We start from the raw sequence: 24,021 nt of genomic DNA, 5'->3' as shown, positions 1-24,021 counted from the left end.
AGCACATGAGTATTCAACAAGCATATAATCAATGGGCGGCACAATATGATACGAATGAAAATAAGACCCGAGACGCGGAGGCCATTGTTTTACAAACATTGTTAAATGATGTAGCTTTTGAGCGTTGTTTAGAAGTGGGGTGTGGTACAGGAAAAAATACCATTTGGTTACAGCATAAAGCCAAGCTATTGTTGGGGGTTGATTTTTCTGAAGCAATGCTGCAAGCGGCTAAAAGAAAAATTAATCATCCTAATGTACAATTTTTGCAAGCCAATATTCTGGAACCATGGCATTTTGTTCAACAGTCGTTCGATTTGGTAGTTTTTAGCTTGGTATTAGAACATATTGAAGATTTAGAGACAATTTTTAAAAAAGCAGCAAATGCACTGGTTCCGGGTGGTTATATGTATGTAGGCGAATTACATCCATTTAAACAATACAATGGTTCAAAAGCCAGATTTGAAGATGCAGCAGGTTTACAGGTGCTAACTTGTTACGTACATCATTTCGCCGAATTTATAAACTCCGGCCTGAATGCAGGATTTTCCGTAAAAAAGGTTCATGAATATTTTGATGAAGGTGTTGATACCTATCAGCCAAGAATTTTGGGTGTTTTGTTTCAAAAGCTTTGAACGAAACCGTTATAGTGTGATGTATTTTAGCTAAATTCAGTTAAATTTATCGGTGAAAGAATTTTATTAGCAGGTGTGGCTTATTGGTTAGTGAATGTAAACAACCATATTCCAATATTACATACACAATAGTTGCCGGCCATGTACAGAATAATAACTGCTTATGTTTTATGTATTATGTGTTGTACACAAACAACAGCACAAAACTACGCCGCACGTTATTTTTCCATTAGTAAAGGGCTTCCTGCACATGCATTGTACGGCAGTGTACAAGATAAACGCGGATTTTTATGGATTGCAACTGAAAATGGTATAAGCCGTTTTGATGGTTTTCAATTTAAACATTATGGTATAGAAGATGGTTTGCCCGATTTGGAAGTGTTAAGCGTATTTATTGATAGTGTAGGCACACTTTGGGCACTGCCATTTCAAAAGCCTGCGGTATATTATGACCAAAATACCGACAAGTTTGTAGCACTAAAAACTTTATCGGATAAACATTTTAGAAGTTATAAGGGATTTGTTTTGTCGGATAAAGCGATTGCAATTTCAGATATACATGGATACACTTATGTAATATCCAGTATTACAAAAAACATTGTTGACAGTGTTAATGAACATGCGCTAATAAACAGATTGATAAAAATAAATGAACATGATTATGGTATTTTACTGACCAATAATTATTTACTTATACATAATCATTCGGTATTGTTAAACAAGCAGTTCCCATTTACCATACGTTATTCGCTTTATAAAAACGGTACTTTATATTGTGGTTATGAAAAATATCTATACAAAATTGACGTAACTACCGGAAGTGTATTATCAAAAAAAATATATCCTTTTCACGTAAGGCAAATCAATAATTCAGCTTCGGGAATATATTTGGTATCACTGGAAGGGCGCGTTTTGGAAGTTGATACCAATACGTTGACAGTGAAACGACAGATATGGCAAAATGCTTCTGTGAATGATACATATGATGCGGGAAACGGTTTAATATGGCTTAGCACCAAAGAAGAGGGACTAATAATGTTGCGAAAGCAATACATGCATTCTATTTTGAATTATTCCGGAAATGAAGTTTTTAATTTAAATTGTTTGCACATTGATGGTGACCAAATAACTGCAGGCAATAACCGAGGCGAAATGATTGTTTGTAAAAAAAATTTCACCGAAAAAGTGGCATTAACCAAAAGTATTAATTTAGATGCATGGGTAAGAAACATATTTTATAATCAACCAAACTACTTAATTGTTTCTCAATTAGGTCTTTATCAATACAGCAAAGGAAAAACTCCCCAACGAATACATCCTAATTTTGATGGGTTTAAAGTAGCAGCCAAGTTAAATGATACTACCTTTTGGTTGGGAACACATGGGTACTTATTGTTGTGTAAATACAAAAATCATTTTTATGACCTGAAAGTTGCTTATAAAGGGCAACGTGTTACATCAATTGCTCCTGTTTCCGATAGTTTTTGTTATGTAGGAAGTAATGATGGTTTATACAAATACCATAATCAACAATTAACAAAGATTAATTTAAGCGGTAAAATAGGTTTCCAAAAAATCAATACTATGTGTTTGGATAGGCAGGGAAATCTTTGGGTAGCTTATGGCGGCGATTCAATATTGGTATTGAAAAATGAAAAACTAAAAATGGTTATGCGTGCTAATGATTATTTCCCGGGTGATATAGTGAAATGTCTTTATGCTTATGGCAATCATATATGGATAGGTACCAATAAAAGCTTAGGTAGAATTGAAGTAACAGGTAACAGCAAAGCAAGTATTCATTCAACTTTTTATAGTATTTATGATGGGCTTTCAGGTGATCAAGTAAATGATATAAAGGCGTTCGATAATAAAATTTATGTGGCCACATCAAATGGTATAACTTATTTTAATGATACATTGGCTTTCCCGGCTAATGATATTCCGGTGTATATTATGAGCATGAGTTCAGGAATGAAGCATTATGCAAATCCCTCACAACAAACACCTGTTTTGTCATACAAAGAGCATCATATTCGATTTGATGTTTCTGCAGTAGATTATTCAGGTTTGCCGGGTATATTGTATCAGTATCGTTTAAATCAATTTAAGTGGGTAAGTACAAAAGATCCTGTTATTCATTTGTACGAGTTGCCGTATGGAAAATACACATTTTCAGTTCAGGCATTTCGGCGCGATGGATTGCCTTCTTCTCAAATAGCAGAAGCAAGTTTTGAAATAAAAGCACCCATTTATTTAAAACCCAATTTTTGGTACACAACCATTAGTGTCGTTTTTATCATAATAGGATTAGTGCTGTGGCAATTAAGTAAGAAAAAACATCAACAACGTTTATTTTATTTGGAACAACAGAAAAAAATGACTGATTTAGAAATGCAAATGATGCGAGCACAAATAAATCCTCATTTCATTTTTAATATTTTAAATGCAATTAAGCAAATGATTTATGATAATGAATTTAAGCAGGCTAACAAGTATTTGGATAAGTTTAGTGATTTGCTTCGGGCCAACTTGTATTCACGCCAAAAAGATATTATTTCTTTGCAACAGGAATTAGAATACATTCGGGAATATTTAGATTTAGAAAAACTTCGCTTTGGTGATCAATTTGCTTATGAAATTAAGGTTGATGATAATTTACAACTCAATCAAATTTTTATTCCTGCAATGATGTTACAACCGGTTGTGGAAAATGCAGTGAAACACGGTATTCGGCAGCTAAAACAAAAGAAAGGATTGTTATGCATTAAAATAATGGAAAATAATTCTGTTTATAGAATTGAAGTATTGGATAATGGGCCAGGGTTAGGATTTAAATTAAATGAAAATAAAAATCAAAATAATGGACGAGGGCTTGAAATAACACGAAAACGAGCTGAATGGCATGGCATTCGTTTTTATATAAAGGATTGTGAGCATGAAGATGCAAATTTTACCACTATGGCAATTTTTGAAATTCCGATTTTTAAAAAACAAGTTACATGGCAACCATCACTTGCTATATAGTTGACGATGAACCAAGAAGTATTCGTTTAATAACGTCAATGCTAAAAGATGATTTTCCCGAAATAAAAATTTTGGGAACACATACCGATGCACAATCGGCATTAATGCAAATTTCTCAGTTTATGCCCGACATAATTTTCTTGGATATTCATATGCCGGGTATGGATGGTTTTACCTTGTTAAGCAAAATTCCCGATTATTTACCCGAAATAGTATTTATAACAGCTTATCAAGAATATGCCCTGAAGGCATTTGATGTGCATGCTTCAGGTTATTTAACCAAACCTATTCATACTGAAAAATTTCAAACCTGTGTCCATAACATATTAAACAAATTGCAACTTCGCAAACAACAATCAAATGCCGTAGCTTCCCGTTCCAATAATAATCAATGGGAACAATTGGGTAAAATAGTAATACCTATTGGCAAAGATTCAATTCTTACCAACATTGGGGATTTAATTTTTTTAGAAAGCTTAGGAAATTATACGCGTATTTATTTGCAAGATCATGCTCCTGTTTTGGTATGTAAACAACTTGGAAAATTTCAGCAAGAATTACCTGAAACACATTTCTGTAGAATTCATCATAAATATCTTGTGGCACTCTTTCAAGTTTTAAGTTTTAGTTCAGGGCCCGATTTAATATTGTTGATGAATAATGGTATGCGCCTGCCGGTTTCACGACGACAAAAAAAACAATTTTTTACTGCCTTTGATGCCTTGTTTTCCATACCTAAATAATTGAAATAGTGCCAACTATACAAATTTTGTGTCCACCTATACAATAGTCAATTTGTTTGCAAAATAGGTTAGTAATTTTTGCATTATAGAATTTGCCAAAACTAACGCCTATGAAGCAAAAAACTTCTAGACCCTCTCGGCCTGTGTTTAAACCATTGCAGGCATGTATGCTGTTATTTATAATATGCTGCAACTTTACTGCTATTTTGGCTCAGGATTTTAAAACGGGTATTCAACAAATAGAATTGAATACTTATTTGCGCCAACCAATTGCTAATTCACTTAAACTTAAAGAGCAATTTTTTGAAAAATTTGATGAGAATAATGTTGAAAAAAGCAATGCAGCAAGTGCAATAACAACATATGACAATCAATATTTTTTTAACTACCAAAAAGTTAATCAGCAAACCGGGAATGGGATAGCCCATAAAAAAATAATGGATATATATGCTACCCCTTTAGGCATTACCAATAGTTTAAGTGGAATGAAAACACCACAAATAATGCAACCGCAAGTAGGTTTGTTTTTCCCAATAACATCTAAAAAATCTGCTGACTTGATTGATGCTATTGCAAGTGGTGCTAAGCTAACCAAGGCTGATGCCAGCAGAATAATGAACCCGGGAAAAAGCCATTGGGGTGTTGATGTAAATTTTTCAAATTATAACTTCACTCCTCAGCATTTATTGGATGGGTATGAACAACAAGTTAGCAGTTTTGCCGTTACGGAAAATACCCGTAAAAACTGGAGCTTGAATAGTTTTGTTATTGGCCCGGCTTGGCAAACCACGGGAACCATCTTTGATGTAACACTATCTGCCGGTCCCAGCTTAACTATTGTTCAGCCTGCACAATTTCGTCAAGGCGATCCGGTTCAAAATGTATTGTATCAAAACTATCAAGTACCGGCAAATTTTAATAAACAACTTTGGGGGGCCCAGGGGAATGTTAGATTGAATTGGCATCCATTTCAGTCGTTTCCTCTGGGATTTTATTTGCAAGCGGGTTATTTATGGCTGCCCTCAAATTCATTCACTGTTTCTCAACGTGATATAAGTAAGGTGAATTTTAATGCAACACCTGCCAGTATTCAAACGCAATTAAGTAACCCACAAATAGCGCCCTTTATTGAAAAAACCTATACAACACCTACACAGTTTTTCAACACTCATGTAGGCTTAAATTTTACCATTAATAAACAATTGAATAAGCCTAATTCAAGTTATCAACAACCCAATCAAGTAGCAGTTGAGCCCGAAACTAAAAATGTTGTAAAAAATAAACCTGAAAAAGTAAAGACAAATAATAATCAGTTTATTCAATTCACCAATCCTAATCAGGAATCGCAACAACAAGAGAATAATTTTCGCATTGTTTTAGATGCACCTAAAAATAATGCAGTTTATAAAAAACAAGGTGCTATGCCGGTATTTCAATGGCATGTAGAAGGAAAAGCGCCGGAAGGAGCACAATACACCATACAAATTATGCAAGTGAATGATAGAGGTGAAGTAATGAATGCCGTTGCGCAAAGTACTGTGATGCCTAATCAGCCGTATCAATTGCCGGCTAATCAAATAAACCAAATGCGAGAAGCGCAAACAACAAGTTTTTACAGTTGGAAAGTAATAGAAACAACAACCGGTACCACTTCTAGAAATTCTTCTTACTCAGTACAAGGGGCCAGTTGTGGAACAATTTATGATTCAATGCATATTGCTTGTAATGGATGGGATCCTAAAACAGGACTTCCAACTTATTCAGTTACACTTTGTTTACGGAATGAACCTACCAACAATACAGCTGGGTGTAATGCTACTTATACCGGCATTGTATCAAATTCGGGCGGTACCATTAGTTCAATTAATACTTTGCCTTTAACAATTACACCTAATCAAACCGGTTGTATTTCATTTACGTATTCACCTGCAAACTTATCGCAAACCAATGTTTCATTTACTATAAATGGAACTTGGAGCGACCCGTTAAATAATACGGTTAATATCTTGTCTCAAGATAGTTTGCCTACTTGTATCTGTCATGATTGTGATCAGGTAAGAATTCAGGTGGGTGGCCAACCACAGGTAAATCAACAAGCAAATGACCCGCATTTGTATAATATTAGTGGCATGTTAAGTGCTAATGTGCCCATTTATGCAGTAGAAATTTCGGTTCATTCATTTTCATTCACTGCAAATCCCGGTGGATGTGCTTATGTAGATAGTGTAGAACATGATGGTATGATAGTGGGTAACGGAACCACTATTAACAACACAACTGCCGGATTGGTATTTGGTAATGCTCCTGTGGGAAATGCGAATGTGTTTAAGGATTTGAAGTGGATTGCTTCATCACCCATTTCTGCAGGAACTATGGTTCCCATTAATTTGGTAGTTGGTTTACCAGCCCCGGCAAATGGAAATAATGCTTCTTGCTGTGCCATAAATTATACCATTTGTTTTACTATACGTGTTTACTATAATTCATGCAGGTATTGCGAAAAAACTGTTTGTCTGCAGCTATCTAATCAATAAATTCAAATGCTATAAGCTATGAAAAAAAATATATTTATATATGTAGTTTATTTCATTACATTGCTATCGGCAGGGAAAATATTTGCTCAGCCTCAAGCGAACTGTTTTTTAAGAGGAAATCAATATCCGGTTAATGCAAGTTTAGTAAGTGCCACCGGAGCGCCATTAGATAGTATTGAGTCGGGTAAAGACTTTAATTTGAATATTACTTTACCCGGAATGGGTTCGCAGAGTTGTTCAGGGTATAGTGTACAAATACAAACATCAAATAACTTAACATTAGGTAATCAACCTGCTTCTACGGTTTTCCCATTTGTACAATGCAATAGTACACCTTTAACATTTTGTAATGTAAGTCCAATACCCAGTACTAACGGATATGGATTAAATGTACCCTTTCACTTTCTTCCGGGTACCACTTGTAATGCAGAACTGGGTACATTTAAAGTAATTATTAAAAATATATGTGGCAATCAAACTGATAGTTGTGTACTAAATGTGTCGCTAAAAGCCATTGCCAAAAATTATTGGATAGTAACTAAACAACGAGTTTGGGGTAATTTATTTGGTGGATATGTTTTATGGCGCGTAAAGGTGATTAATACTAATCCTAATCCGGGAATTGGCGACTTAAATATTTATAGCGGTAATATCGTCGATCAAATTAGTGGAAGCAATACCATCGTTAGTGTTTCTACCGCCGCAACAGGTATTGGAACCAATACTGCTACCTGGAGTACTGGTACAATATCTTCCTATACCAGTGCAGTATGGTATGACGTAGTAACTCAAATTTGCAGCCAGCCGGGTACTGTTGTAAAAAATTGTGTGAATTATAGTTTTTGTTTGGGAAAGAAAGTAAGCAATAACCCAACTACCGGCAGTGGTTTTGCAGGGCATAATCTAACTAATCCGATTGGACAATGTTGTGCATCTGCATTTGGGAATGTTTGCGATTCAGTAACGATTGTAGGCCAACCCAATTATGCTATTTGTTTTGGTAAAACAAGACCAAGTGCCGCTAATATTAACTGGGCACAGGGTTGTGAAGGTTTTTATGATATTGATGCTTGTGGAAATTGTGGTTCAAATGTTCCTTTAGATTCTTTAAAGATTACTGATATTTTCCCATCAGGTATTCAAGTAACAGCTATCAGTTTAATATCAAATAGCGCTGGTCCGTTACCACCCATCAATGGTACATTAACCGCAGGAAGTACAACCATTAATTATATTGGAAGTAATGTACTTCAAACTTACTACTTTTCTTCCCCTCCATCAGGCTTTACATTTACATCAACCCCCGGACAACTTATATATAATCAATGCATAAAAATTCGTGTAAAATTTGTTATTACTGCACCGGCCGGAACTTTAATTACTAACTGTGCAAATATAACTTATACAAATGGCCGTATGCCGCAAAATGCTAATAAATGCGGATTTGTATTTCCTGAAACACATTATAATGGATCGGCTACTGCATGCGATACGTTTTATGTTCGTCAACCTAAGGCTATACCCTTCATTAAAAAATGTATTTCCAATGGACAACAATCATTTAATGTAGGCGATGTAATACCATTTACTATTGTTGTAGCTAATCATGGACAGGCACCTCTGGGAACCGTAAATGTTCAAGACTTTTTGGGTAGCCCACAAAATCTTCAATTAGTTCCTGGAAGTATTCAATACTCGTATGGTATGGGTTATTTTGACGTGAACAATCCATTGCCCTGGTGCTCACCGCCTATTACTAATCCAATTAATTCCCAACCTTCTTGGTTAAATTATACCGGAAACAATACTCAGAATTTAAGTTGGAATATTAATGGAATGCCGGGTAATTGTCAATTAGACAGTGCTTATTATTTGGTTATTCAATTCAACGCAACGGTGCTGCCTCAATCTTTCGGGAATTATTCAAATACAACAACCTTAACAGGCAGTGGATTTAACATATCTTCCTATGTACCCTATAATGTTATGCGTTTGGCAAAAATTGATGTTACCAAAAAAGTTAGTGTAAATGGGCAAATAGGAACTTCAGGTTTTGTAAATCCGGGACAAAATTTTCAATACCAAATTTCAGTTTGTAATAGGGGTAGCGTTGGATTAAAAAATTTAAGTGTGCAAGATGTGTTGCCTAACTGTGTGCAGTTGCAACCGGGATGTAGCGGATATTTAATTAACAGCCAGGGACAACAGCAAACAATTTCCGGTATTAGTTGTGCTGCTCCCAATTTTGTGTTCCCTGCTTCTACGGTAATTCAACCGGGTGATTGTGCTGTACTTGTTATTAATGTGCAACGTAAAGCACAGGACACTTCAAAACAATGCTGTAATTTAAAAGCAGTTGGAAAGGGTACAACTACCGATGCTGTTGCACAAACTATACAAGATGAAGATGGTCCCGTTTGTGTAAAAAGCAGTTTGTGCTGCGAAATTGAAAGAATGAATGCAGCACTTCAACCTACAGGTAATACAGCAACACTGGCTAATTTTAATTTGAATGTTCAGGCAGGAAATTTACCAATTCAAGAATTAACCGTTACATTAACTGACTTTCATGTTCAATATAACTATAATGACTGTAAACCGCAACAAATGGGTGATTATATGATGCACCTAACCAGTTCATTAACCAATTTATTCGGAACAAGTGGTCAATTAATATTACAAAACCCAACTCCGCCATTTGTAAATAATATGCTTACTTGGCAACTGGGAACTCCTACCATGATTGGTGCCGGTGTAAACATACCTATATCGCTTGTAATGCCAAATATGTTACAAATACCTTGTTGTACAGGGCGTGTGTACTTCTGCTTAAAAGTAACGGTAAAAGATGTTGATTGTCGCGTATGCGAGAAAACTGTTTGTGGTTATTTCGATTTGCCCAAACAAGTTACCAATGGCGCATCTAACAGTAAATTGATGATTTTACAAGATTTGAATAATCAGAAAAAACAAACTCCTAATTTGCCTAAGCAGTAAAATTGACGCTTGCCTTCTCATTTGTTTGGTTTTTAAGGCCATGGTAAAATGCTTATCATGGCCTTTTTTATTCTATTGCTACTTAACATTTAACTTATATCAATTTCACAAAACAAATTTTGCTATAATTTGCTTAGTCAATTCTATCCATTAATATACAAATTAGCCATTCATGTACTATTGCCATTCCCGGAAATTATTATTTGTAGTTAATGTTGTTTGCTACTTGTTTATAGTTACATCTTCGTTTTCCCAACAACACATCAGCATAGATACCAATTGGAAATTCCATTTTGGAAATGCTGCAGATGCTTCCAAAGATTTTAATTACAGTATTGCAACTGTTTTTGCTAAAACGGGAGGCGCTGTGGGCACAGCCATTGATCCGAAATTTAATGATAGCAGTTGGAGAACACTGAATTTGCCGCATGATTGGGCGGTGGAATTGCCTTTCGTGAACGTGAATAATTTCGACGTTCAATCGCATGGATATAAACCCGTTGGTGGATTGTTTCCTGAAACCAGTATTGGTTGGTATAGAAAACACATATGGATTTCAGCAGCCGATTCAGGCAAACAATTTCAATTGCAATTTGATGGAATTTTCCGTAATGCCAATATTTGGATAAACGGCATTTTTGTTGGCAATAATATGAGTGGATATGTGGGTGCTTATTATAACATTACCAACTTTTTAAAATGGAATAGCGATAATGTAATTGTGGTGCGTGTTGATGCTACGCAATATGAAGGTTGGTTTTATGAAGGTGCAGGCATTTATCGTCATGTTTGGTTGAATATGATGCAACCCTTGCATTTTGCAACCAATGGTGTTTACATTCAAACCAAAACCGAAAAAAATAAAGCTATTGTTTTGGTCAATGCCACTATTCACAATGATGCATTTCAACAACGCAACGCAGTTGTTTATAGTTATGTAACTGAACGAAACGGGAAAATGGTTGCAACTACTGCCAAACAGCCTGTATCAATAGCTGCTGATAATAGCTTTCAATTACAACAATCCATCCCCGTTAATAATCCCAGATTATGGAGTTTGAATGATCCTTATTTATATAGAGTAACCACCATTATTCAATCCGGCAATCAAGTATTAGATTCAGTTACCTATCGAATCGGAATCAGAACTATTAGGTTTGATGCAGAGAAAGGTTTTTTTCTCAATAATGAAAATGTAAAAATTCATGGAGCAAATAACCACCAGGATCATGCCGGCATTGGTACTGCGTTACCTGATGGTATGCAATATTATCGCATTCGATTATTAAAAGAAATGGGTGTAAATGCCTATAGAACCAGCCACAATGCACCTACGCCTGAATTGTTAGATGCTTGTGATAGTTTGGGTATGCTGGTGCTGGATGAACAACGCTTATTAAATAGCAGTCCTGAATATCTTCATCAATTTGAAACACTAATTAAAAGAGATCGCAATCATCCTGCTGTATTTTTATGGTCAATCGGAAATGAAGAAGGATGGATTCAAACTACTGACATTGGTAAACGTATTGCCACCACCCTTATTGAAAAACAAAAACAATTGGATCCCTCACGTACCTGTACCTATGCGGCTGATTTGGGAAATGTATGGCATGGAGTAAATGAAGTTATTCCCATACGAGGATTTAATTACAGGCAATTTGCTGTGGCCGATTATCACAAGGATCATCCTCAACAACCCATTGTTGGTACAGAAATGGGCAGTACCGTTACTACCCGTGGCGAGTATAAAGTAGATAGTGTTCGTGGTTATTTACCTGATGAAGACATAACTGCACCCTGGTGGGCCAGTACAGCCGAAGCATGGTGGAAATTGGCTGCCAATGCACCATACTGGATGGGTGGTTTTGTTTGGACCGGCTTTGATTATCGGGGTGAACCTACTCCTTTTCAATGGCCCAATATTAATTCGCATTTCGGCGTAATGGATGTTTGTGGTTTTCCCAAAAATATTTATTACTACTATAAAAGCTGGTGGAGTAATGAAGACGTATTGCATATAGCACCCCATTGGAATTGGTTAGGGCAAAACGGAACACCCATTGACGTTTGGGTTTATTCCAATGCTAATGATGTTGAATTGTTTTTAAATGGAAAAAGTTTAGGAACTAAAATAATGCCTGTAAATGGACATCTTCAATGGTCTGTACCTTATGAACCCGGTATATTGAAAGCAGTAGCGCATAGAGCCGGAAGAACTTTGAATGCTTCTGTTGAAACAACCGGCTTGCCTGCTGAAGTGGTGCTTTCGCCCTCAACCACTACGTTAGTGGCCGATGGTACATCTGTTGCCGTTATGAATATTTCTTTAGTTGATCATGAAGGAAGAGCAGTGCCTAACGCCAATAACATGATTCGTTTTTCTGTAACGGGCGATGCCAAAATTATTGGTGTTGGAAATGGCGACCCCAGTAGCCATGAGCCGGATAAATGCATAGATGGCGCATGGCAGCGTAGTGCCTTCAATGGTAAATGTCAATTTATTATTCAGGCCGGTACAACACCCGGTTTAATAAAAGTAACTGCCTCTGCTGAAGGATTATGGCCGGGCTCTACAGAAATAATATCAGTGTCACCCAAAGCCTTAAGCAATCTATCAATCGATAATAAGTACACCTTATCTTCTACACAAATGCATTCGCGTAAGATTGACAAAATAATTGGAGCGGATATTTCCTTTTTGCCACAATTAGAAGCGGAAGGCAGAAAGTTTTATGATGGTGATACTGCTAATGATGCTATTCAAATTTTAAAACATCATGGCTTTAATTTTATTCGCTTGCGCATGTTTAACAATCCGGCTAATGATAGTGGATATGCCCCAGGCAAAGGTTTCTGCGATTTAGCCCATACGGTACAAATGGCTAAACGCATTAAAGCCGCCGGCTTACAATGGCTGCTTGATTTTCATTATAGTGATACCTGGGCCGATCCCGGAAAACAATTTCTGCCGGCAGCGTGGGAAAACTTAAATTTTACGCAGTTAAAAGATTCGGTTTATGCGTTTACTCGTAATGCATTATTAGTACTAAAAAATGCAAATGCTTTGCCTAGTATGGTTCAGGTAGGCAATGAAATTAATCATGGAATTTTGTGGCCTGTGGGTAATATTCAGCATCCGGATAGCTTAGCACAATTACTGAATGCAGGAATTGCTGCCGTGAAATCAGTTGATCCCTCTATGCCAATTATGTTGCATATTGCTTTAGGTGGTCAAAATGATGAATCAGTTTTCTTTTTAAACAATATGTTGGAACGTGGTGTTCATTTTGATGTAATTGGTTTGTCATACTATCCTAAATGGCACGGCACCTTAAATGATTTAGCCTATAATTTAAATGATTTGGTTCAACGCTATCAAAAAGATGTAATAGTTGTAGAATATTCTGCAAAAAAAGAAGCTGTGAATGACAAAGTTTTTCAACTGCCCAATGGAAAAGGGAAAGGCACATTTATTTGGGAACCGTTAAATACTTGGGAAGCTATTTTTGATAAAAACGGGCATGCTAATACACACCTGTATTTGTATGATACATTAAAAAAGAAATATCTGGAATAAAAAATACTAAATAACTACTGTTTTCATACAAATAAAGCTATTGCGAAAACAGTAGTTATGTGTAATTTCAATTATATAATATTATGCAAACGGCGCATCAATGCTATTGGCAGGTTTTGAAAACCAATGAGGTCCATCTTCTGCTATATAGGCACAATCTTCTAATCTTAAACCCATTTCACCCGGAATTACAATGGTAGGTTCAACACTAAAACACATACCAACTTGTATGGGTTGCTTATTGCCGTTTACCATATTACCCCATTCATGGCCATCCATACCTATACCATGGCCGGTTCTATGCGGACAACCGGGTAACTGATATCCCGGTCCGAAACCTGCATCAATCAATACTTTACGTGCAGCATGGTCAACAGCTTCACAAGGTTGGCCAATTTGTGCAGCCGCAAAACCGGCAGCCTGTGCTTTCTTTTCCAAATTCCAAATAGTGCGTTGCCTGTCAGTTGGTGGTGCACCAAATACAATAGTTCTGGTAATGTCAGAAGTATAACCTTCAACCAAACAACCACAATCCATTAACAAAATATCGCCTTTTTTTAAATGTTGGGGTTGAATACTGCCATGTGGTAAAGCTGAAGCGGGACCAATAGTAACCAATGCCCCATCTGATGCGGCGCCCATTTTACGCTGAGCCTGACCAATGATAGCCGAAATATCATTATTTGACATACCTTCTTTTACATTGGCAGCTGCAAACTTTATGGCTGCTAACGTAATATCATTTGCTTTTTGCAACAAAGCAATTTCTGCCGGCGATTTAATTAATCTACAAGGAATACTAATGGGGTCACCACTTACAAACTGCATGTTGGGTGCAGCCTTGCGCAATCCATCAAAAATAAAAAAGCGCAAACGCTCTTCCATACCAATATTGCCCCCGGTAATGCCATTTTCATTCAGCACTTTAATAATTTTTTCATAAGGGCTTTCATCCTCTTGCCAAATATGTACGCCATTGCCAATGGTAATTAACTCTTTCAATCTATCTGCTTCAAATGCGGGGCTTACATAAGTCACCTCGCCTTTAACCGGAATAATTGCCACCATTGTTCGTTCACTCGGCCACCAGCGAATACCGGTGAAATAGTTTAATGATGTGCCGGCATCTAATATCAAAGCCTGCATATTGTTTTTTTGCAGTAGTTGTTGTGCTTTTGCAATACGTGTCTTTCTTTCACTAACGGTAATGGGTTTAACATCGCCGGTCATATTATGTAAACTATTCCAGTCGGGGTCTGAATATTTGCCGCTTTTTACAAAACCGGTAATGCCTGAAAAGAATGAAACGGCTGCAGCGCTTCCTGCTGAATATTTTAAAAATTTTCTACGTTCTATACTCATTTAAAGGAAGTTTAATGGTAAAAATGAAGTACTTATATTTTAAAGATAGTAAAGCCTTGCATTTAATGGCACTATTTCACAAAAAAAGTACAATAGCAAAGCTGAAAAGACTTTATAGGAAGTTATGTTTTTTTAATTCTTTTTTAATATATTTGATTCCAATCAAATGTCATAAACCAAAACTAATCAATCTTATATAATACCCCCTTTTACGAAATGAAGCGTAAGCCAACATTTCTACTTTTGCTTTTCCTGTTGTTTGTAAAAAGCTATCATGTAATGGCTGCCTCGGCAGATGATAGTTTACAAATCATTCGATTGTGGAAGCAATCCATGGAATTAAGTAGTGCACAAGTTGCAACCAGAGATGCACTGCTTAATCAGGCTGTTTATATTGCCAAAAAGCAAAATCAAATTGAGTTACTGATAAAGTTATATCATTGGAAAGCTAAGTTGTACCAAAATAATTTCGACTATAGAAATGCAATTGGTTTAGCCGATAGTGCTGTGCAGATAGCAGAATTACACAAAAAATTGCAAACAGAAGCAAGCCGTGATGCCATTTCATTTTTATCAATAATCTATTTAGAATTTAAAGGCGATGATAGTTGTTTGTATTGGATTTATAAAAATAAATCACTATCAAAAGAAGTAAATGATTGGTTTAATTATAGTATAAATCTAACTTTAGAAGCCATATCTCAGCGTGACAGGCTTGATCAACAAAAAATTCTTTCTTTATATGATTCTGCCGGTTTTTATGCAAAAAAAACTTCGCTTGTTGATGATGATATTTTTGCAGCTTATAATAATTCCTATTTTCTTAAAATGCAAGGCAGCAAAGATTGGGTTGCTTCGCTGGAGATGTTGCTTTCAATAAAACAATACTTTAATAATAAGGAATTAATGCAACCGATTTATGAACCCTGGAAAAGAATACCTTTTAAGTTTAATAATCCTAAAATTGTTACTTATATTCAAATAGCCAGCACTTATTTATTGTTGTTGGATTTCCAAAACTGTTATAATTATCAAAGAATAATAGTAGATGAACAAAAAAGCCAAAATAATGACAGAAGTACATTCTATAGTTTATGCGAATTGAGTATTCCTGCTATTTATTTAAATAACAAACAACTCGTACAAACAATTTTTGATAGTTGTGTTTTGTTAGCTAAAAAAATTAAACTATCTAATAATATTAATAATGCTTCATATTATTTGATGCAAGGTTGGTTAAATGAGATGGATGGGAAACTGGATAAGGCTATTCAGAATTATAACAAGTCATGTTATTTAAATGGAAACCTTTTCAAATTAGGTGATTTTTTTTTGCTGCGAAGCTATAGTAAACTGAATGATTTTGCCAAGGCAGATTCTATTATTCAATATTTAAATAAGGAAAAGGAATCTTCATTTGTATATTTTCCACAAGCATTATATAGTAAAGAATTGGCATATTATTATACTAAAAAAAACAAACCCGATTCTGCCATGATGTATGAATTGAGTTATTATAAATTGAAAGATTCATTGCTTCAAGCAGCACATTATGTGCAACTGAAAGAAATTGACGCAAAATACCAAACGGAAGAAAAAGATAGACGGATAGCAGAGGCAGATAAAATTAGAATGTATCAAAAAATGCAATTAAGCGAAGCCAAAAAAATGAACCATTTAATGTTTGCCTCAATAATCGGATTGGTTATTATACTTGGTTTAGTTGGATATGTTTGGCAACAAAAAAGAAAACAAGCCCATTTGCTGGCACAAAAAAATACAAAAATTGAATTATTGATTAGAGAACTACACCACAGAGTAAAAAATAATTTACAAATTGTATCAGGAATTCTTTCACTTCATGCAAACCGTATTCAAAATAATTCAGCTAAAGAAGCTTTAGAAGAAGGGAAGGCAAGAGTAAATGCCATTGCCCTTTTGCATCAAAGGCTTTATATGGATGATGACATAGCGAATGTGAATATGCAAGATTATATTCAAAACTTGGGAATTTCCTTAGCCAATTCTTTTGGTTATGATGCCACTAATGTGCATTCGGATGTGCAGCTAAACAATAATATGATGTCAATTGATAAAGCTATTCCTATCGGCCTGATTATTAATGAATTGGTTACCAATGCATTTAAACATGCATTCAAAAATACATTGCACCCATTGGTGGGTATAGAATTACAATCGCATGAAAAAAATACAATACAATTGAAAGTGTTTGATAATGGCGTAGGAATTAATCAAACTGAAAGTATTGAAAAAAGCACTTCTTTTGGTATGCGAATGGTGCAAACGCTTGTACGCCAGCTAGATGCTAGTTTTCATTTTACTATACAAAATGGCACTCAATTTATCATTGAAATGCAAAATGTATGATGCGCATAACAGAAACAATATTGGTGGTTGAAGATGAATTAATTACTGCTGATTTAATTTGTGATATATTAATAGAAGAAGGATTTAATATTCTTGGGCCTGTAAAAAGTGCTGCTGAAGCCATTGCAGTTTGTGAAAAATCAAGCGTTTTACCGGATGTAGCACTTTGCGATATTCATATAAAAGGCAATGAATCAGGAATAGCTTTAGCACAAACACTTCAAGCAAGATTTTATTGTGAAATTGTTTTTTTAACTGCATTTAGTGATGCTGCTACTCTAAAATCGGCTTTTGCTTTAAAGCCGGTAATGTATATAACCAAGCCCTTTTCTGAAACTCAACTTTTGGTTGCAATTCGTATGGCTATATTTCAATTAATGCAACAAAGAACAGGGAAACCAAATGGTTCAACATTATCGCTTACAGAACGCGAAAGAGAAATTATAGCTTTGATACAAAATGGATTTTCTTCTAAGCAAATTGCGCATAGGTTAAACATTAGTGTAGAAACGGTTAAAACGCATAGAAAACGGATGCTGCAAAAAAATAACTTAAATAGTATTTCGCAATTGGTTTATTTGTTACACCACATTGCATAAAAAATTTCAGTTTGAATTATCTTCAATGTTGCCATTCAAACTTGTCACCCTAAAGAGGTATTTTCCAACATTTTAACCTAATCTATATTGCGCATAATTTAATAATTAACTATGCGAACAAAACATATGCTAAACCTAGGTGTACATCATTATTGTATTAATGTTTTACAACTAGTTTCTACTTTTTTACAATAAAAATATTTACAATTTAAAAATCATTTTACGAACGCATGTAGTAAATAAAACTTTCTAAAACTTGCATAATGTTGATGAAGTTTTAGTTGAGGGGTAAATAGGAATACGAGGATGCTTTTTTTGGCGTCCTCTTTTTTTTGTCAGAAAAAATTAATCATACTAACTGATTGATACTATAAAAAATGCATATTTGTTATTGATTATTTTCTTTTTGCTTATAGTATTGTTGCATAATGTACCAAGCTTTTTTTCTATAGCCTTTGTCTGATAATAATCCTTTTCTATTCCAGCCTTGTTGATAAACGGGTTGTAAACGTCCGGGTGAGCGAAAATCGGCCAATACCCAGGGAGTAGTACCAACTAAAAAAGGAATGTTTTGAAACATGGCTACCTGATTTTTATACAATTGTTCCTGGTATTCTTCGCTCCAACTGCTGACAGTGTCTTTAGAACCATGGTGGCCATACAAGGCTTCGCCACCAAATTCAGACATGATGAGCGGTTTATTAAATGGATTTTTCCAAACCATATTTTGAGGTTCAGCAGGCCAAGGTGTGTACCAGCCTATATATTCATTTACACCCACTACATCCAACACCTTACTCAGGCTGTCATCAATGGTAACGGTATTGCCTTTGTATGCAACATGATTAAATGCCGAAGTAATAAGTCGGGTTGGATCCATTAAACGAGCATGCGCTGCCATATCCCTTAAAGTGGTATCTCTGCTTTCCGAAGGTGTAGTTTCATTCGATAAGCTCCAAAGTATAATAGCACTGCGGTTCTTATCGCGTTCAATCATTTCATCTAATAATCTGTTGGCTTTTGCAAGTATAACGGGGTTACTAAATTGTATTCCCTGCCAAAGTGGAATTTCTTCCCATAACAAAATTCCCATTTTATCGGCCATACGTACCATGTGTTCATTGTGTGGATAGTGGGTAAGGCGTACAAAATTGCAACCTAATTGTTGTGCCCATGTTAAGAGCATATTCGCATCAGTTTCAGAATAAGCCCGCCCGGCTCGTTGTGGTATTTGTTCATGTATGTTAATGCCTCTCAAAAAAATTGGTTTTCCATTTAAAAGAATGTTGGTACCTTTTACACTAACCGTTCTAAAACCTATCAATTCGCTAATTGTATCTGTGTCGGTTGTTATTTGTACCTTATATAATTTTGGATTTGTTGGGCTCCACAATTTGGGATGTGCTGTAAACGAAATATTTGCTTTTCCGGAATCATTGGTTTGTGCAGTATATTTAAAGTTTAATTCGGGAATATGTATGGTTAATTGGGTAGGATGGCTAACTCCTGCAAGTTTCACCCAGCCGGTAATATGCGAAGTGTCATTTCTTTTTAACTGTATAAAATAATCTTGAATATATTGAGTGGGTGTACTTACCAAATCAACATCTCGTGTAATACCACCATAATTCCACCAATCATAATTTAAAGCAGGAATTCCATCAACCCTTCTTTGATTATTAACGCGAACAATAACTTCATTCTTACCTGTGTGCAATTTATTGGTTACTTCAAATTGAAAAGGGGTAAAGCCACCTTCATGACTACCTACTTTTTCTCCGTTACAAAAAACGTCGGTTATGTAATTGGCACCACCAAAACATAAAAAGCTGCGTTGTCCGGCTTTAGGCTCGTAGTTAAAATCTTTTTTATACCACACCGTTCCCTCATAATATACCAAATCATTCCGTTGTGAGTTCCAATCGCCGGGTACTTGTAAATTAATAGCATCGTCAAATGCATATTCATAAAAATCATGTGCTCCCGTTGCATGTTGGTTTTTCCATATGGGTTTCCAATTGCTTTCGCCCACATCAAACGGATCTACAATTACAGCCCAACTGCCATTTAAACTTTGTACATGCCTTCCTGCAACATTAGCTACTAACCACTGTGCATGTGTTGAGTGAGTTATTAAAATATTTATCACCAGTAAACTTGCAATTTTAATAATTACTTTAATGTTCTTTAACGACATATAATAGATTTTATTGACGAAAAATGAATTATTGATTTAACATAGATTATACCTATGGAAATTAATTTGAGCAATATTAAATACTACTTATTAGATATATCAATAATAAAATACTCACTATAAAAATTGCAATAGTTAGAACACTTACTAAGTTTGATGTTTGCTTGTACTGACCTGCTATTAACTGCTTTTCTATTTTTTTAAAACGGATATACGATAACAGCAGCACTATTGCACCAACAGCTACTATTATTATGCCGATGATGCCGGAATAATTTCCTGAAGGAGTAGTGGTATTTTTTCCCAGAATTAATGAAACTTGTTTTACAAACAAACTGAATTTTACTACCACAAATCCGAATGCCATAATGCCAATGCTTGTGCGTATCCATGCAAGAAAAGTACGTTCGTTGGCCAAATGGTCAGCAGTATTTTGATTATGGGTTGTTGGTTGCATAAATAAAACGTTCAAAAAAAAGGTTGAAAAAGGTTTCTATTAATAATTTAAACATTTTACAAGTTACAACTTCTACAGCCTGATTTGTATTAATTTCAGTTGGATATTATATTATGAAGGACAAATAATGTTGCAATAACAATACACTTGGTGTAACAACAGCCTAATTTTGAAATTCCTTTTATTGATTAGTTTTTTGAAAAACAAGGTCAATCAGCAAATAAATGTACCCCAATGGCCAAGGTTAGGCAGCTTTTTCTTGTAATATCATTTTCATTTCCGGATTTACATGAATCATTTTCCATTAATTAGGTTATTTTCTCCAATTGAATTCCATAAAATATTCTTTTATTACAAAAAGCTTTCTTAAGTAAATCATATAGAAAATCAATACTTTTTTAATTAAAAGAGGAAAATAGTACATATCTTATTTCCTTTTTTGTTAGCCAATCTGTATATTTATACAAATAGTTCTTAATTACATTTCATATTCAGATAATTAATCAATAGTATGGCCAATATTCTTTTATCGCCAAAGACAAGTTCTTTAATGAAACTTTCTTTTTCTTTAGGTAATGTTTTATTTCAAAATATTGAAATTCGAATTCAGGAATTCTGTTTTCCCTTGAAAATATCTAAGTATATTTTGAGGTTTAAAAATTGTGCCGAGAGTAATTTTTAATAGTAAAAAAAAGTGCATATGAAAAAAACCTTTTGATTTAAAGCTTAGATATTAGTTGGCTACTATACCAATTAATTGGTGAAGGTGAAACTTGAATTATAAACTGAAAAAATTAACCCTTAATCATTAACCCCATCATTAATAAACAAAAAAATGTTGTTGAACGAAGCTGAGCAGTTATTGCGTTTTGGTACTTGGCAGTATATTATCGCTTCCCAAGAATTTGTTTGGTCTGATGGCTTATATGCCTTGTTAGGTTATGAACCCAATGAATTAATATTAAATATTGATAATATTTTAAACATTATTCATCCTGACGATAGAGCTGCGGCGTTAGCATTGTTTCAAACAACATTAAACAATAAACAACCTTACAGTACCCATACAAGGTATATTCATAAAAATGGGCAAATTATATATGTGCAATCAACTGGTAAATTGGTGTATGATGAAGCAGGAAATTTAATTCAAGTTTTAGGTATTGTTCAAGATATAACCGAACAAAGAAAATTACAAACATTACTCGATGAATCGAACGAGCTGGCGCAAATAGGCAGTTTTGAAATTGATGTAATCAATAACAAAGTGTATTGGTCGCCCATAACCAAAAAAATTCGCGAAGTGTCACCGGATTTTGAACCGGATTTACATACTGGTATCAGTTATTTTAATGGTGAAAAAAACCAGTCAGTTATTGCACAGCGCGTTTACAATTGTATAGAAAAAGGCACACCTTGGGATGAAGAATTGGAAATTATTACGCATAAAGGAAATTACAAATGGGTGCGAACCATAGGTCGCGGTGAGTTTGAAAATGGCAAGTGTATAAGGGTATATGGCAGTTTTCAAGACATTGATGCAAGAAAAAGAACAGAGCTTGAATTACTGAAATTATATGAAGAGCGGAATACTATTTTAGAAAGTATAGGAGATGGCTTTTTTGCAGTTAACAAAAAATGGGAAGTAACATATTGGAATAGAATGGCTGAACAGTTATTGCAGGTTAAGAAAGAAAATATTATTGGTAAAAATTTATGGACTGTTTTTGAGAATTATCAGCATTCTGATTCCTGGAAATATTATCATCAAGCCATGGATGAGAAAGTATCACTTCATTTTAAAGATTTTTATCATGAACTTCAAGAATGGTTTGATATAAGTGTGTACCCAACGCCAATTGGTTTGTCGGTTTATTTCCGAAATATTACACAAGAAATAATAAGTCAACAAGCTATTGCTGAAAGTAAGGAACGTTATGATTTATTAGCCAAAGCTACTAACGATTGCATTTGGGATTGGGATTTGAAAAAAAATACCGTTACGCGTCCGGGAAAAATTTTGGAACAACTTTTGGGTTATGAAAAACTGAAACCGGAAGAAGTTGATCCCTTTTGGGCAACTCATGTTCATCCTGATGATTGGAAACGGATAAGTGATGACAGGGCTGAGCTGTACAAAAATCCTAATGCTAATTTCTGGGAAGATGAATATCGTTTAATTAAACCAGATGGCACCTATGCTATTATTTACGACCGAGGTTATATAATTCGCGATAAAAATGGAAACGCCATTCGTATAATTGGTGCATCATGCGATGTTACTCGCGAAAAACAACACACCAATGAAATAAAAAGAATACAGCAAAACTTACATGCATTAATCAACGCCACTGAAGATTTTATTTGGTCTGTTGATGTACATTTAAATTTAATTGCTGCCAATACAGCATTTCTTAAATTTATAGAAAATGTTACCGGTTCGCCGTTAAATGAAGGTGAATATATTTTGAAAGATGCATTCAACAGCAATCAATTAGAAAAATGGGAAATGTATTATCACCGAGCATTAATGGGTGAATCTTTTAGTTTAGAAGAATCATTTATTGATTCTGAAGGAAATGTAAGTCATAATCTGGTAACCTTAAACCCCATTAAGTCGTCAAGTGGTGAAATAACAGGAGTTGCATGCTATGCAAAGAACATTACCGATGTTAAAAAAGTAGGCATACAACTGCAATTATTAAATGATGATTTAAAGAAGCAAACCGCTGCATTGGCCGCTTCCAATGCAGAATTAGAACAGTTTGCTTACGTTGCATCGCACGATTTGCAAGAACCCCTTCGAATGGTTACCAGCTTTTTAACACAATTAGAAAAGAAATATTCTAAGCAGTTAGATGAACAAGCAAAAATTTATATACATTTTGCTGTTGACGGGGCTACCCGTATGCGCCAAATTATATTAGATTTATTGGCCTACTCAAGGGTTGGGCGCATACATGATAAAGCTGAAAATATTGCTATTAAAGATGTTATTGAAGAAATTAAGTTGCTATATCAACAACAAATTCAACAAAAGCAAGCAAACATTCAATATAATAGTTTGCCGGAACTTTTCTTACCTAAAGCACCAGTTCGCCAGGTGTTTTTAAACCTGATACAAAATGCATTAAAGTACAGTAAAATCAATCAGCCCCCCATTATTCAAATTAATGCCACCCGTCAAAATAATGAATGGCAATTTAGTGTACAAGATAATGGAATAGGTATTGACCAAGAATATTTTCAACAAATATTCGTTATTTTTCAACGCTTGCACAGTAAAGATGAATACGGCGGAAGTGGTATTGGGTTGGCCATTACCAAAAAAATAATAGAAAACTTTGGCGGTAAAATTTGGGTAACATCACAGCCCGATGTAGGCAGTACTTTTTATTTTACTTTACCTGATTCTGTAATTGAATTTTAAATCTTACACCCGATAAACAATATGCTTTATTCTTAAAAATGCTTAACTTGTTAATTGAACAATAGAAACAAGTTC

Annotated in this window: 12 protein-coding genes; 9 read left to right on the top strand and 3 right to left on the bottom strand. The window is 34.9% G+C overall.

What is annotated here, in order from left to right; all coding sequences use genetic code 11:
- The first annotated feature begins 5 nt into the window (after positions 1 to 5).
- From LX80_RS07700 to galA, 6 genes are all read left to right on the top strand, one after another.
- On the top strand, positions 6 to 632 hold the full coding sequence (locus LX80_RS07700; RefSeq protein WP_111294917.1) for a class I SAM-dependent methyltransferase: 627 nt from the start codon (positions 6 to 8) through the stop codon (positions 630 to 632).
- A 141-nt stretch (positions 633 to 773) separates the two neighbouring features.
- A complete protein-coding gene (locus LX80_RS07695) occupies positions 774 to 3,659 on the top strand; it encodes a sensor histidine kinase (protein ID WP_111294915.1) in 2,886 nt (961 codons plus the stop codon).
- A complete protein-coding gene (locus LX80_RS07690; RefSeq protein ID WP_111294913.1) occupies positions 3,635 to 4,402 on the top strand; it encodes a LytR/AlgR family response regulator transcription factor in 768 nt (255 codons plus the stop codon). Before LX80_RS07695 ends, LX80_RS07690 begins: the two co-directional genes overlap by 25 nt.
- Positions 4,403 to 4,569: 167 nt before the next feature.
- Positions 4,570 to 6,936 carry a hypothetical protein gene (locus LX80_RS07685; RefSeq protein WP_146250422.1) on the top strand — a complete coding sequence of 789 codons (2,367 nt, stop codon included), beginning with the start codon at positions 4,570 to 4,572 and terminating at the stop codon, positions 6,934 to 6,936.
- Between the two features lie 18 nt (positions 6,937 to 6,954).
- A complete protein-coding gene (locus LX80_RS07680) occupies positions 6,955 to 9,933 on the top strand; it encodes a DUF11 domain-containing protein (RefSeq protein WP_111294909.1) in 2,979 nt (992 codons plus the stop codon).
- A 172-nt stretch (positions 9,934 to 10,105) separates the two neighbouring features.
- Positions 10,106 to 13,513: a beta-galactosidase GalA gene (gene galA / locus LX80_RS07675; protein ID WP_111294907.1), complete on the top strand. Its 3,408-nt coding sequence runs from the start codon at positions 10,106 to 10,108 to the stop codon at positions 13,511 to 13,513.
- A gap of 81 nt (positions 13,514 to 13,594) precedes the next feature.
- Here the strand turns inward: galA and LX80_RS07670 are convergent, their stop codons facing one another.
- Positions 13,595 to 14,875: a M24 family metallopeptidase gene (locus LX80_RS07670; protein ID WP_111294905.1), complete on the bottom strand. Its 1,281-nt coding sequence runs from the start codon at positions 14,873 to 14,875 to the stop codon at positions 13,595 to 13,597.
- 216 nt (positions 14,876 to 15,091) lie between these two features.
- Here LX80_RS07670 and LX80_RS07665 point away from each other — a divergent pair, with 216 nt between their 5' ends.
- The gene (locus LX80_RS07665) at positions 15,092 to 17,263 is read left to right on the top strand and encodes a sensor histidine kinase (protein ID WP_111294903.1); all 2,172 of its coding nucleotides are present in this window, start codon (positions 15,092 to 15,094) and stop codon (positions 17,261 to 17,263) included.
- On the top strand, positions 17,260 to 17,862 hold the full coding sequence (locus LX80_RS07660) for a response regulator transcription factor (RefSeq protein WP_111294901.1): 603 nt from the start codon (positions 17,260 to 17,262) through the stop codon (positions 17,860 to 17,862). Before LX80_RS07665 ends, LX80_RS07660 begins: the two co-directional genes overlap by 4 nt.
- Before the next feature lie 388 nt (positions 17,863 to 18,250).
- Here LX80_RS07660 and LX80_RS07655 read toward each other — a convergent pair whose 3' ends face one another.
- Positions 18,251 to 20,059 carry a glycoside hydrolase family 2 protein gene (locus tag LX80_RS07655; protein ID WP_111294899.1) on the bottom strand — a complete coding sequence of 603 codons (1,809 nt, stop codon included), beginning with the start codon at positions 20,057 to 20,059 and terminating at the stop codon, positions 18,251 to 18,253.
- Between the two features lie 76 nt (positions 20,060 to 20,135).
- Entirely contained in the window at positions 20,136 to 20,516 is a 381-nt protein-coding gene (locus LX80_RS07650) for a YidH family protein (protein ID WP_111294898.1), read from the bottom strand.
- An 835-nt stretch (positions 20,517 to 21,351) separates the two neighbouring features.
- Here LX80_RS07650 and LX80_RS07645 point away from each other — a divergent pair.
- Complete coding sequence (locus LX80_RS07645) at positions 21,352 to 23,946, top strand: PAS domain-containing sensor histidine kinase (protein WP_111294896.1); 2,595 nt, start codon at positions 21,352 to 21,354, stop codon at positions 23,944 to 23,946.
- Positions 23,947 to 24,021: the final 75 nt, after the last annotated feature.

It is taken from the genome of Hydrotalea sandarakina, from assembly GCF_003254115.1.
GTDB lineage: Bacteria > Bacteroidota > Bacteroidia > Chitinophagales > Chitinophagaceae > Hydrotalea > Hydrotalea sandarakina.
This window is presented reverse-complemented; position numbering and strand designations above follow the sequence as displayed.

What these genes read in the sequence shown, in the direction of transcription:
- LX80_RS07690 (WP_111294913.1), top strand. Translation starts at nt 3,635, where the DNA reads ATGGCAACCATCACTTGCTATATAGTTGACGATGAACCAAGAAGTATT.
- LX80_RS07645 (WP_111294896.1), top strand. Translation starts at nt 21,352, where the DNA reads ATGTTGTTGAACGAAGCTGAGCAGTTATTGCGTTTTGGTACTTGGCAG.
- LX80_RS07695 (WP_111294915.1), top strand. Translation starts at nt 774, where the DNA reads ATGTACAGAATAATAACTGCTTATGTTTTATGTATTATGTGTTGTACA.
- LX80_RS07700 (WP_111294917.1), top strand. Translation starts at nt 6, where the DNA reads ATGAGTATTCAACAAGCATATAATCAATGGGCGGCACAATATGATACG.
- LX80_RS07650 (WP_111294898.1), bottom strand. Translation starts at nt 20,516, where the DNA reads ATGCAACCAACAACCCATAATCAAAATACTGCTGACCATTTGGCCAAC.
- galA (WP_111294907.1), top strand. Translation starts at nt 10,106, where the DNA reads ATGTACTATTGCCATTCCCGGAAATTATTATTTGTAGTTAATGTTGTT.
- LX80_RS07660 (WP_111294901.1), top strand. Translation starts at nt 17,260, where the DNA reads ATGATGCGCATAACAGAAACAATATTGGTGGTTGAAGATGAATTAATT.
- LX80_RS07665 (WP_111294903.1), top strand. Translation starts at nt 15,092, where the DNA reads ATGAAGCGTAAGCCAACATTTCTACTTTTGCTTTTCCTGTTGTTTGTA.
- LX80_RS07680 (WP_111294909.1), top strand. Translation starts at nt 6,955, where the DNA reads ATGAAAAAAAATATATTTATATATGTAGTTTATTTCATTACATTGCTA.
- LX80_RS07685 (WP_146250422.1), top strand. Translation starts at nt 4,570, where the DNA reads ATGCTGTTATTTATAATATGCTGCAACTTTACTGCTATTTTGGCTCAG.
- LX80_RS07655 (WP_111294899.1), bottom strand. Translation starts at nt 20,059, where the DNA reads ATGTCGTTAAAGAACATTAAAGTAATTATTAAAATTGCAAGTTTACTG.
- LX80_RS07670 (WP_111294905.1), bottom strand. Translation starts at nt 14,875, where the DNA reads ATGAGTATAGAACGTAGAAAATTTTTAAAATATTCAGCAGGAAGCGCT.